The organism is Paraburkholderia sp. GAS206C (genome assembly GCF_050435645.1).
In the GTDB taxonomy this organism is placed as follows: domain Bacteria; phylum Pseudomonadota; class Gammaproteobacteria; order Burkholderiales; family Burkholderiaceae; genus Paraburkholderia; species Paraburkholderia phenazinium_B.
Map to the genome: position 1 here is coordinate 271435 of NZ_JBNDKR010000013.1, position 12575 is coordinate 284009.

General features: G+C 55.3%; 10 protein-coding genes and 2 pseudogenes. 7 read left to right on the plus strand and 5 right to left on the minus strand.

Translation table 11 applies throughout. The features are described from left to right. Nucleotides 1–8: 8 nt before the first annotated feature. Complete coding sequence (locus tag P3T20_RS32455; protein ID WP_083611621.1) at nt 9–2270, minus strand: xanthine dehydrogenase family protein molybdopterin-binding subunit; 2262 nt, start codon at nt 2268–2270, stop codon at nt 9–11. A 417-nt stretch (nt 2271–2687) separates the two neighbouring features. Between P3T20_RS32455 and P3T20_RS32460 the strand changes: the two genes are divergently transcribed. After that, on the plus strand, nt 2688–3152 hold the full coding sequence (locus P3T20_RS32460) for a (2Fe-2S)-binding protein (RefSeq protein WP_429288963.1): 465 nt from the start codon (nt 2688–2690) through the stop codon (nt 3150–3152). 151 nt (nt 3153–3303) lie between these two features. Here the strand turns inward: P3T20_RS32460 and P3T20_RS32465 are convergent, their stop codons facing one another. Together P3T20_RS32465 and P3T20_RS32470 are read right to left on the minus strand one after the other, a co-directional pair. Then, a complete protein-coding gene (locus tag P3T20_RS32465; RefSeq protein WP_074267484.1) occupies nt 3304–3621 on the minus strand; it encodes a hypothetical protein in 318 nt (105 codons plus the stop codon). Between the two features lie 63 nt (nt 3622–3684). Then, nucleotides 3685–3960, minus strand: coding sequence for a hypothetical protein (locus P3T20_RS32470; protein WP_429288964.1), 276 nt, complete (start codon nt 3958–3960; stop codon nt 3685–3687). Between the two features lie 161 nt (nt 3961–4121). Here P3T20_RS32470 and P3T20_RS32475 point away from each other — a divergent pair, with 161 nt between their 5' ends. The 5 genes and pseudogenes from P3T20_RS32475 to P3T20_RS32495 form a co-directional block, all read left to right on the plus strand. After that, complete coding sequence (locus P3T20_RS32475) at nt 4122–4898, plus strand: fumarylacetoacetate hydrolase family protein (RefSeq protein WP_253190080.1); 777 nt, start codon at nt 4122–4124, stop codon at nt 4896–4898. A gap of 120 nt (nt 4899–5018) precedes the next feature. Then, entirely contained in the window at nt 5019–5471 is a 453-nt protein-coding gene (locus P3T20_RS32480) for a cupin domain-containing protein (protein WP_429288965.1), read from the plus strand. Between the two features lie 91 nt (nt 5472–5562). After that, nucleotides 5563–6861, plus strand: a complete 1299-nt coding sequence (locus P3T20_RS32485; RefSeq protein WP_074267488.1) for an MFS transporter — start codon at nt 5563–5565, stop codon at nt 6859–6861. Between the two features lie 280 nt (nt 6862–7141). Further along, entirely contained in the window at nt 7142–8197 is a 1056-nt protein-coding gene (locus tag P3T20_RS32490; protein ID WP_074267489.1) for a porin, read from the plus strand. Nucleotides 8198–8393: 196 nt separating this feature from the next. Next, a pseudogene (locus tag P3T20_RS32495) lies at nt 8394–8678 on the plus strand (IS5 family transposase); the annotation flags it as partial. Between the two features lie 223 nt (nt 8679–8901). Here P3T20_RS32495 and P3T20_RS32500 read toward each other — a convergent pair. Next, complete coding sequence (locus tag P3T20_RS32500) at nt 8902–9234, minus strand: antibiotic biosynthesis monooxygenase family protein (protein ID WP_074296386.1); 333 nt, start codon at nt 9232–9234, stop codon at nt 8902–8904. A 662-nt stretch (nt 9235–9896) separates the two neighbouring features. Here P3T20_RS32500 and P3T20_RS32505 point away from each other — a divergent pair. Further along, on the plus strand, nt 9897–10610 hold the full coding sequence (locus P3T20_RS32505; protein WP_074267492.1) for a GntR family transcriptional regulator: 714 nt from the start codon (nt 9897–9899) through the stop codon (nt 10608–10610). Between the two features lie 156 nt (nt 10611–10766). Here the strand turns inward: P3T20_RS32505 and P3T20_RS32510 are convergent. After that, nucleotides 10767–10926: pseudogene (locus P3T20_RS32510) on the minus strand (IS3 family transposase); the annotation flags it as partial. Between the last annotated feature and the right edge of the window lie 1649 nt (nt 10927–12575).

Below are 12575 nucleotides of genomic sequence, written 5' to 3' on the forward strand. Positions count from 1 at the left end.
AGCAGCGTCTACACCAGCTTTTGGCCGGCAAGCGGCAACAGTCGAATACGCTTACCGGTTGCGGCGAAAATCGCATTAACGACGGCAGGTGCGACGGGTGGCGTACCCGGCTCGCCAACACCTCCCCAGCGATCAATGTACTTGTTGCCACTTGGGATGAGATAGGTTTCGACCACGGGCATCTCGCTGATCCGAAGCGCCGGATAGTCGTGGAAGTTAGACTGCTGTACCTCGCCATTTTTGATCGTTACCTGACCCCAAAGCACAGCACTAAGCGCATATGCGACGGCGCCCTGTAGTTGCTTTTTGACGATGCTTGGGTTCACGACATATCCGCAATCAAGCGCACATACGACGCGATGTACTTTCACCCGTCCTTCGTCATCGATCGATAGGTCGACGACGTGAGCGCAGACTGAGTCGTAGCATTCGACGAGTGCCATTCCCTGGTATGTGCCGGCTTTAGTGTGCCCCCACTGAGCGCGAGTCGCTACCTCATCCACAACGGCAAGCGAGCGCGGGCTATGCGCGAGTAACTCACGCCGGAAAGCGTAGGGATCCTGGCCACTTGCATGCGCCATCTCATCAACGAAGGACTCTCTAAAAAATCCGTTCTGACTATGATTGACACCTCGCCAAAAGCCCACTGGGATCGGCAACTGCCGCATTGCGTAGCCGACTTCAAAATTGGGGATGTGGTAGCTCATGTCACCCGGTAGAAATGCCCCCATCATGTCGAAGTCCTGTCCATGCCTCAGCCGAGAGGGCATAAGGTTGGCCAGAATAGACGTACACGACAGCCGCACTTTCCATGCGAGAAGTTTTCCATTCCTGTCGAATCCTGCTACATGTCGGGCAATGGACATGGGGCGGTAGTAGTCATGCCTGACATCTTCTTCCCGGGTCCATAGCATTTTCACCGGTTTACCTACAGCCCTGGCAATCAAGACTGCCTGTTGAGCCCAATCTTGAGATACTCCGCGGCGCCCGAATCCGCCGCCAAGATGGCATTTGTGAATCTTGACGCGGGACGGATCAATCTTGAGTGTGTGTGCTACGACTTGCAGCGTCCCATCGCCATTCTGGGTAGGCGCCCAAACTTCGGCGAATTCGGGAGTTACGTGAGCAGTGCAGGTTTGGGGCTCCATCGTGGTGTGTGCGAGATATGGAACCTCATAATCGGCGTGTATTACATTGGTAGCATTTGCGAGGACCTCGTCCACGTTGCCGATCCTTTGGGCAACTGCAGGATGCGGATCGTCAAGACCCTTCAGGAAAATCTCACGGATGGATTCGTTGGATAGCGCCGCAGCAGGGCCAGCGTCCCATCGGACCAACAACGTATCAAGCGCATGGTGGGCCTGCCACCACGAGTCGGCGACTATGGCGACGGCTGTATCCCCAACCGGCACCACATGACGTACGCCAGGCATGACCAACGTCTTTGACGCGTCGAAATCTTTGAGTCGTCCGCCGAGAGTTGGGCATGCCGTAACCGTTGCGTAAAGCATGTCGGGAAGACGCACGTCGGTCGCGAAGATCGGTTTCGCCAATACTTTGTCTTCGAGGTCCAGCCGTTTCACCGGTGTCCCGATCAGTCGCCATAGGTTCGGGTCTTTTAGCGTCACTTCTTGTGGAACAGGACGCCGCGCTGCGTTTTCCGCGAGTTCCCCGTAGGTCAATGAACGCCCACTAGCAGCGTGAGTTACGACACTGTCGCGTGCCGTGCACTCCAACGCGCTGACTTTCCAACGCGCCGCGGCTTCGTCCACTAACATATGACGCGCCTGAGCACCCGCCTTACGCAGATAGAGGTGAGACATACGGATGGACGCGCTTGATGCAGTCATCATGTCGCCCCATGCGTGACCATGCGCAAGGTTTGCTTCGGGCAACACATATTCGGCCGTCACATGACTCCAGTCACAGTCGAGTTCTTCAGCTACCAGCATCGGTAACGCCGTGAAATTCCCTTGACCCATCTCCGATCGCGCAACACGAATCGTCGTGGTCTCGCCGTCTATCACAACCCAGATCCCTACCTCTGAGCCAGGGGCATTTGTGAGCAATGGCGATTGCACCACCCCTGTACTCTCCGCGAGCGAAGGCAAGCCTGTAAGGACAAGACCGCCAACCGCAGCACTGATTCCAAAGATAAAGCCCCGCCGCGAAATACCTTCGCCCTTGTTGTTCATATCGGTCCCTTTGCCGGCTTCCCTCATGTCGCTGCACAACTTCGCCACTCTGCCCGGCCGCCATTCGAACTCCATCAAGTTCCCCCGCGCAATGTATGAATCATATATCAAATTTTGTTTTATTGAAAAATATATATTATTGGCCTAAGATTGCTGTAAACGCGACGCGCGCGGTAGCTCTGATGTTCCGCTGGTCACGAGAGAAGGACTCCGCCCACAAGGAGCTTTGCGCCCTGCCGTTCTGGTCCGATTGGCTCGCAACACCGTTCAGTTGCGGTTTGTAGGCGCATGAAACGAAGTCGCAGTCGCAGGTTCCTTGCGACGAGTCGGATGGATGGGCTAAGGAGAAGGAGCAGGCTACGTCTTAGCCTGAATGAGTGCTTGACTGATCGACTGTTCGCAAACCGTGTTTGCGCATCGTCGGTTCCACGGGTTTGAAGCTGAGCATTCAACCATCCCGTCGTTTTCACCAGATAGCGTGGCAAAAATTTTATGCACAAGCTTAGGATCAACGGACGAACACAACCGGTAACGGCCTCGCCTGAAACCCCGGTTCTTTGGGTGCTTCGTGACGAGCTCGACATGACGGGAACGCGTTTTGGCTGCGGACTTGGGTTATGCGGAGCTTGCACCATACATCTGAACGGAGAGGCAGTTCGTTCCTGCTGCATTCCCGTTTCGGCAGTTGAGGACAACGAGATCACAACGGTGGAGGCGATGGGCGCGAGCGTTATCGGCAGGGAAATTCAGAAGGCATGGCTCGAGCATGAAGTACCGCAATGCGGATACTGCCAGTCGGGACAAATGATGAGCGTGATGGCATTGCTAATGAAAAACACCCGACCTTCTGATCAGGATATCGACCATGCGATGAACGGCAACATTTGTCGTTGTGGAACCTACATTCAGATTCGAGAGGCTATTCACGCAGCCGCGGCCGCACTGCGCAAATCCTAGCTAGCCTCTCAGGGGCGCTCCATCGGATTGAGCGCGATTTTTGTCGATGAGGCAGAGAGGTGGTGTCAAGTTGTCGAACGGCACGCCCTTGGCACGCCGCGCTTGAGGATGCCTATTTAATGAGCCAATTGCCCCAGCATCGGCGCTCCCGTCAAGCTTTCCTTCGCCTCGAAGACCTCGCCTCGGAGCGTCTGCTTTTGCTTTGCGTCGGTGTGGTAATGGCAATGCAATGCCGAAAGAGGTTGGTGACCTGATCATGCACCGAAGCGAAAACGTTGCTGGCGACGCGTTGATCTGAAGCGGGATCAACACCCGCGATGTGCGCCCGTGCTTCCTGAGCAGCTCGCGCATAAGGCGCCTGGCCGAGTTGGTCGCTCCACCTCGGCATCAGCACGTCGAACATGGCGCCATGCAGGTCCACCGTGCGCCACAACCGGTGCCTCCTGACATTGATCGTGACGACTTCCATCCAGGTGCCACTTCGTCTCCTCGTGTCGGTGCGGCGGGCCGGATACGTCGAGCAATGTCCAGGTCAAACTTTACCGACCGACTTCGCTTGGTCTCGTACATGGGTGGGATGCCGCGCGGCCAGCAGTTCTTCGACCATGTGCAGGCTCGGCAGCAAGCGGTAGTACGGCCGCACCGCGCGGCTGATCGTATCAGGCGGAAACCGGATGTGCCTCATGTCGGCGATTGTCGCCGCATGGTCTGGCATCAAGGTGACCGTTTTCCGACATGCAGGCAATGTGCCGACCAAAAAAATATATGATTTGTTGAAAAGATATGTATCATAGCTAAATAGGTTCAAATTTTACTTTTACAGAGATATCAATGCGACTCCTTACTTTTGCGACCACCGGAGACCAGGCGAGCCGCGTCGGAGCACTACGAGACGCCGACAGGCGCGTGGTCGACATCGGAAGGTCGGCCGCTGAATTGGGTCTCGAGACGCCTTTCGACTCGAGGGACATGATTTCGGTCATCTCAGCGGGTCAACCAGGATTGGATGTGATCCGGACTATTGTCAACCATGCCTCGACGGATTTTTTGCTTGCCGACGTGCAGGTGAACGCGCCTATTCCACGGCCTCGTAAGAACATCTTTTGTGTCGGCTGGAACTACCAGGATCATTTCGAGGAAGGCGCAAAGATCCGTCCGCACGTGAAAGAAATGCCTGCGTTTCCGACATTTTTTACCAAGGCTCCGACAACGGTGATTGGGCCGTTTGACCCGATACCCTTCTTCGGCGGTTTGTCGGCCCAGTTGGACTGGGAAGTCGAGCTCGCTGTAGTCGTTGGTCGCGCGGGCCGCGACATCCCGGAAGCTAACGCGATGGAGTATGTCTTCGGCTATACGGTACTCAATGACGTGACGTGGCGCGACGTTCAACGTCGGCATGGGCAGCAATGGTTCAAGGGAAAGAGCATCGATGGAACCTGCCCCATGGGCCCCTGGATTACCAGCGCAGATGAGATCGATCCTGAGAGTCTCGATCTCTCCAGTCGAGTGAACGGTGAGAGCAAGCAGACGTCGAACACACGTCACATGTACTTCAAGATTCCGAGGATCATTGCGGAGCTATCTCATGGACTTACGCTTGAACCGGGCGATGTGATTGCTACCGGTACGCCACCGGGCGTGGGACATGCCCGTACGCCTCCGGAATTTATGAAGCCTGGAGATGTTCTGGAAACAGAGGTTGCGGGGCTGGGGCTGTTGCGTAATCTCATCGCCACCGCCGCTTGACGGTCCACGATCTGGTCGCCCACAACACGTGTGCCCCATCGTCGTTGCAGTCGCGAATGTGAAAATCACCTTACCTAATATACGAGAAGAGCAGCTATGACACTCTCTGTGCGCCGCGTTGTGACCGGTCACGATGCCAACGGAAAAGCAGTTGTCGCCATCGACGAGCTTGTGAAAAATGTCGCTTCGTTGCGCGAAGGGGCACAGGCTACCGTCATCTGGACTACCGAAGGCTTCCCGATCGATAACAACGACGACTTCGACGGTGCCAAACGCAAGGTAGCAACCAGTCATTCCAACGGTACGGTGTTCCGCGTCATCGAATATGCACCGGGTGTCAAACCGCGAAACCATCGTACGGACTCGATCGACTACGCCGTGGTGATATCTGGAGAGATCGATATGGATGTGGATGGCGTCGAGGTTCACCTGAAGGCCGGCGATGTGCTGGTTCAACGCGGCACGATTCACGATTGGATAAACCGGGGTACCGAGCCGTGCGTGATCGCTTTTGTACTGATTGATGCCGAGCCGTACAGCGTCGGCGCGAAATCGCTCAATGCCATTGGATGACAGCATGATCCTGTGACTCTTGGCGCCGCTCGCGGCGTGCAAAGTCAGCGCGTGCTTGCGCACGCGATTATAAGAAGCAGTGGAGGAGACAGTGAATCTTTTAGCGCGTGCAGGGTTCGGCGATGAATCAGAGTGGCGACTATATAACAAGATAGCCAGCCGGTTACTGCCATTCATGATCCTGCTATACGTGATCTCGTTTCTGGATCGGGTCAACATCGGTTTTGCAAAACTGCGTATGGCCTCCGACATTGGACTAAGCGATGCTGCCTACGGTTTTGGCGCTGGCGTTTTCTTTGTCGCTTACTGTATCTGTGAAATCCCGAGTAATCTTATTCTCGCGCGTGTGGGCGCGCGAATATGGATTGCACGAATCATGCTCCTCTGGGGGCTGGTGTCCGCAGGCATGATGTTCGTTACATCGCCAGTGGAATTTTATGTGATGCGAGTGTTGCTTGGCGTTGCGGAGGCAGGCTTTTTCCCAGGGATCATTCTGTACCTGACATATTGGTTTCCCACTCGTCAGCGCTCTCAGGCGATCAGTTATTTTCTCCTGGGCATCGCACTCGCTGGCGTAATCGGAGGTCCTTTCTCCGGATGGTTGATGCAGACATTAGACAGACAGGGTGGCCTGCATGGCTGGCAATGGTTGTTTCTGATCGAGGGAATCCCAGCTGTCATGGCTGGCATCGCAACGATTTTCTTTCTTGATGACGGTCCGGCGAAAGCGCGATGGCTGACGGCTAACGAACGAGAACGTGTCATCGACACGCTAGTTCAGGAGCGCGCTGCGCGGGATGCTCTTGGCATGGGCCACAAACTTGGGCACGCCTTTAGGGATCTAGATGTTTGGGCTCTGGCTTGCGTGAATTTTACTCAGATCGGCGGCATCTACGGACTTGCTTTCTGGTTGCCGCAAATTATTCGCGAACTCGGAGTTGCCAGCTTGCTCCACACAGGTCTGATAACTGCCATCCCATTCGGTTTCGCGGCGTTGACGATGATCTTTGTCGGCCGGCATTCAGACCGCGTAAACGAGCGACGATGGCACGTAGCCTGCACGGCCATAATCGGATCGAGTGGCCTCCTGCTCAGCGGCGCGTTTGCACATATTCCGGTGCTGTCGCTGATCGGTCTGACGCTTGCTGCGGCTGGCTTGATCAGCGCGAATGCGGTGCTGTTCGTCGTGCCTGGGAGCATCCTGTCGGGCACGGCTGCCGCCGCCGGTATCGGCATGATTTCGATGATAGGAAATGCGGGTGGATACGTTTTCCCTTTTGGCATTGGCTGGCTGCGCGAGATAAGCGGGCGGCCAGAGTATGGGTTATTTCTGCTCGCAATCGCGTCCTTCATGGGCGCCCTTGTCATGCTTCGAATCCGGAAAGCCTGATTCTTCCGAACAGGTTGGGGAGGTGCTCCTGCTGGCGCCGGCAGCCTGCACCTGAGCTACAGGCGTACGTTCGCCGGCCAGGCAGCATAGCGGCGTAAAGCGTTACGAAAATGACGTTGTTCTTACCCGTATCAAGCGACCGCCATACCAGATCGGCATGAACTTAACCGGCGCAGCGACTTGCCCGAATGAAGTGTTGAGTGCAATGAAAAAAATATAAATTTAATAAATTAATAGTACTAACTATGCAGGAGACAGGGTGAGATCATCTTTTCGCTCGATGTGGAAGTGTGTTGTGGTCAATGCGATTCTTGTGCCAATTGGTGTCGCGCACGCGCAAAGTAGCGTCACGCTCTATGGCATGCTCGACGCAGGGTTCCTGTATGCAAACAGGACCCCAGGTTCGACAGGGAAAAATGCCGGCCCTACGTTCGCGATTGATAATGGAGGCCTCGGTCCTTCGGTTTTCGGACTGAGAGGGAGCGAGGATCTTGGTGGCGGCATGAAGGCCGAATTTGATCTTGAAAGCGGGATCAGCACGGTCACTGGAGGCATTGTCAGTTCGAACGGCTATTTCCTGGGGCGCCAGGCATGGATCGGACTCGAGGGCAATTTCGGCAAAATCAGGCTCGGCGTACAACACTCGCCATTCTTTCAAGCCGCGGTCGATCTGGATCCACGGCACTCGACGTTTGGCAGCTCCATTTTGCCGTATGACAACAACGTCCGCTTTACAAGCATGATCAGCTCTAATGCTGTGTTGTACACCACCCCAAACCTGGCTGGCCTCACAGGCACTGTGATGTTTGCTCCGGGCGGCGTCGCCGGTGATTTTTCAGCGGGACGGCAGTGGTCGGGCGGCCTCAAATATGACAACGGCTCGTTCATGGTTGACGCCGCGATCTACGATAGCAATGCAGGTGGTGCGGTCACGCCTATTCCCACCGATATAGAATTCACGGGTCGCATGCTAGGCGTAGCGTACAGGTTTGGGGCACTGACCACCAAGGTGTCGTTCACCAATTACAAGGTGGCCGGTGCATTTAACTCGAACGTTTATGGTGGGGGAGTCGATTACTTTGCCCGATCGGATCTTGAATTGAACGGCGGCGTTTGGGTAACTAGTGACCGCAACGATACCGCCAATCACTCACTATTGGCAGCGGTGGGTACAACCTACTTCCTCTCGAGACGCACGTCCGTCTATTTGCAATTCGGACGTGTCGACAACCACGGAGCAATGGACACCGGCCTGTCGTTGACGTACAAAGATATTCTTACCGAAATACCGGGGACTACGTACGGTGTAAATATCGGGATGCGTCACTTTTTTTAGTGGCTCGGCGGCGGATGGGCGCCACTGCTGAACAATATCGGCTATGCGAACCTCACACGGTTCAGCGATACGAGTTACGTATGGTCGTATACGCCTGCTTTCGGCGTTAATGCAGAGGCGCAGGCCATCTCGGCCCTTACACCGGGATACCTGAAGCGGGTTGAACATTCTTGGCCAGACCTGGTAACCTGGCGGGATGCCAGGTCGCAAGCGATACCCAACGCATGTTTCGAATGAGAAATGGAGTTTTGTTGCTCCGTGCCCGACACAGATGAACGAAGACGCGCCGCCACGCCGATACGAATTGTGCGTGGTGTTCGACGCGCTGCGCTGGAGGGTGCGAGCCGGCGCGCAAATGCTGTCTATCAGCTTTGCGCCGTGGGAACGGGTCTATCAGAAGACGCAACGCTGGTTGACTGCCGACTGTTTCGAGGAGATGGTGAACGATCCGCACTCGGTGTTGCGCGTGGCGCAGGAGCAGTAGTGCGAACGCGGTGCGGTGACGGGGTGCACTTATCGCAGACTTACCACAGCGACAAATAAATGAGAACAAAGCTCGTCAGCTGGCCCCCGCGGACGACAACGAGTTTCGCCCCGGTCCGCTTCGCGCGTCCCCGAAGGGGCATTGGGCCTATTTCTGTAAGTCACTTCTACACGCTATGGCGACGAAGCTTCTCTCTACCCACGTTCGTGCGCCGATCGCCCTACGCCTCTCCGGCTGGGGGGGAATATGTTTCGACGACCTCGTACACTGCGGTCTCGAATTCCGTGAATGCTGCTGCCTGCTCAAAGTAGCTTAAAGGGGTGGGATTCTCACGCATCGCCCGATAGGCCTCAACACTTCGCCACTGCGCGTACATGGTGACCTTGTTGCCATCTATGCCCCGGTGAAGGCTTGATGAGATGAATCCGGGCTCCAGGCGCACGATCTGGGTTGCACGGTCAAGCAAATCGAGGAGTTCCTGTTGCCGGGACGGCTCGACGGTGAATACGTTGATCAACGTAATAAGCTGGTTATGTTTAGAGATTGTAGTCATGATCAGTTTTTCAACAGGCGATAGTGAACTCTCAACATGGGCCTACAGGCTTCGCTTTATCCGCTTTTTTCGCAAATGGAATGTTGGACTTGTTCGACCCGGTGCTCCTTACGTGGTCGATCAGCAGTCCCGATTCGCCTCTAACTCTTTCCTTCAATCTCCTCGTCAGGAACGGCCACTACAGGCGCCCTTGTTGGGAGAGCAGGAGGACGTAGGGGGAGTTTTATGCGACCTCCCTCGGGTTCGCCTGCGCCGGTGCCGTGTTCCTCGCAAACCATCGTTCGAACATGTCGAGCAAGTCACCGTTCAGAACCTGCACGAGAGTTTGAAGTAGCTGGCACGTACTACACCGTATCCAGCACATCTGCCGTTTCCTTACAACGCACTTGCTGACCAGGTAGCCCATGGGCGACTCGACGGAGGCGATGATCTTTAGTCTTCACGCTTTCGCCGTCAGCTACGCCGAACTAGCCCCCAGGTCGCAGTTTTCTGGTCCGAGCGACTCGGGACGATGGGGACCAACAGGCCGTCCGGTTTCTACATGGTTCTTGGAAACAGCTTGCGCCACAAAGTATATATATCTGACTTCACAAATCAATTTGTATATAAAGAGCTGCTGTGTAAAAATAGTCAGCTGACGCTCGCTGGGTTCTACGTTACATATGAAGGAAGTTGTCGAAAACCATCGCTCCAAAAATGCCGACGCCGAAGCTAGGACACCGGGAAGTCTCGGTCTGCAGACCGCCGCTGGAGCCATATATGAGCGGCTTCGCGTGGACATTATTTCCTGTGGACTGCCTCCCGGATTCAAGCTGCGCCTGAACGATATCAGCAAGCGATATGGCTGCGGCCCCATTCCTATCCGCGAGGCGCTTAGTCGACTGGCAGCCGAAGCGCTGGTGGTTTATTCAAATCAGAAGGGGTTCGCGGTAGCACCCGTCAGTACCAAAAGCCTTATGGATCTGGCGCAGGCGCGAGCCTGGACATCGGAAGTTGCCATGCGCGAAGCCGTGCTGCGGGGTGACGACGAATGGGAAGAGCGCGTCCTTCTCAGCTATCATCGACTTTCCAAAGTCCATCGGTATAGTTCAGAGAACCCTCGAGTCGTAAACCCGCTATATGACCGTCCCCACCGCGAATTTCACAAGGCGCTGTTTTCCGGATGTGGGTCAGAATGGATGATCGACGCGTGCATGCATCTTTTCGACCACGCCGAACGATACCGTAATTTGTCACGGCATGCCGTGGTATTGCCGCGCGAAAATGAACACAAGCTCATGGTGGACGCGGCGCTCGCGAGAAACGTTGAAGAGGCTGTTCGCCTTATCCAGCAACACGTTTTGCTGACGGCTCAAATCGTTCGCGAAAATAGCTAATCCATCGGCTGGCCGGTGTCTCGGTTGCTCCTGCCCAAGCAGAGCGTAACTTGTTGATTTGCAAGGAATCGTGACGCAGGACGGCTAAAATCCTGGAGTGGCTTACGCCGTGATTTCAAGACTCTCGCGGTATTCAAGTGGGCTGAGAGAACCGAGTTAGATCTCGATACACTTTGCGTCGTACTACTGGATAAGAGCCAACTACCTTCGATGAATTGATCAACGGTCGTAGCCGTCAGTCACGAGGATAGAACAGTTGCGTCTTGAGCAGACCAAAGAGACCTTCGCAGGCCGCATTATCGGGAGAGCATTCGTTTGATGACCTCATTTTCCGTCTGCGCGCAAGCAGGTTTTGATCGACATCTCGCAGGTCAAAGGTTTAGCGCATTATAAGGTTCGACGCTTGCGGCGAGATCGTAAGGTACGCCCAATTCTTCAAGCATGATGGACACCTTGTATCCACGATGACGCCGTCGAGTGGGTCGTAATTCGAAGCGTGCGCCTTGAGCACCTCGCGCAACACAGCCGCCTCCTTGGCCGCGACCGTCATGCCGTGGGTAAGACCCGGTACAACCTACACACCGAGTCGCCGGGGGGAACAGCCCGCGTGGGAAAGCAGTCAAGCGTTTGAAATGCCGACGGCGGCTTTCGGGGAAACTGTATCGCGAGAGTTCGCGTCGTCGCTTACCCCGGTTGATGAGATATTAAGTAGTGCTTGTCTGGAGGGCTTGCGTGAAGGCGACGAAAGCGTCGTCATTGGCTGGTGACCGGTCCGTCTCCAGACTCACAAGGAGTGCGAACCAGAGGCTGTCCTCGAGCAACACTGTGTAGCTGCAACGGCTATTCTCGGGCGCTTTAGCGAAGTTAACTGTCCCTCGCCAGTGTTAGCAGAACGGTATTCAACGAACAGACCAGCGCGGCTATTGGTCAGTACGTCGCAACCTTGACACAGATGTCGTTGGTGACGAGTTCCGCGGCCTTCAGAACGCTGTATCCAGGCAACGACATGCAGTTAGCGGCACAAAGCGTGAACGGTTTCATGTTCGGCCTTGGTGGATCACCGGGAGTGCTGCAGGCTACATTGACTTCGACCGACATTTCCGGACAGCCAGTCGGTAGCGTTGCCAATGATGTCATTGGCGGCGTTGGGCATACGCTTACGGGGGACACCTCCGCGATGTCCGCCGGCTCGATCCGCTACGCAATGGAGGTGACGACCACGACGCCAATGCTTGTGGTGAACCGAGGTTCGAGCGCGGGCTCGTCATCTCTGGCGCAACTGCAGCAGGATTTCGGCAGCACGATTGCGACGCTGAGCGATGTTTCGTATCTGAGCGGCATGAGCGTGAGCGCCCCCCTTTCGTCTACGCGGAAATCAACGGAGTTGTTTGTCCGGCCACCCCTATGGTGGTGGGCGCACATGGGGAGAGGGAAGTGTTCAGTTATACCAGCTATACCCGTCGCGCCATCATCCATCGGAATCGGTACGTGTTTTTGTCGATATCATCATATTGTTAGCTGGCAGTCCAATGCGAAATCCTCTTCTGGCGGCGGTCCCTCTTGTTACCGCAATCGGTTTGCGCTGCCACCATCGTCGTTCATAGATCTGACTTAAGGGGATCGGAATACAAGCCACACGGAGTCCTCACAAAATGGCTTATGCCATCTTTTACTGGGTGCTGTGCTGAAGAGAGCTGTCCTGGTAGGTCACCGCAAACGATAAGTTCATCAATGCACCAGACCTACCGGTAGTTCGTCTGACGGCTCGAAAATCCCGCATGGGCGGCACGTCAGCTGTTCGTCTGAACATGTCATACCTGTAACCGGTGAAGCAATCGATCAACCGCTTGTTACTCACTGAAGACAGCGCTATCGGCATCCAAACATCAAAGATTCGCTGCCATACGTTCTGCGCGAATTCTTGCAAACCGACGATGGGCATCTATAATTTTTGGACCGAGCAGA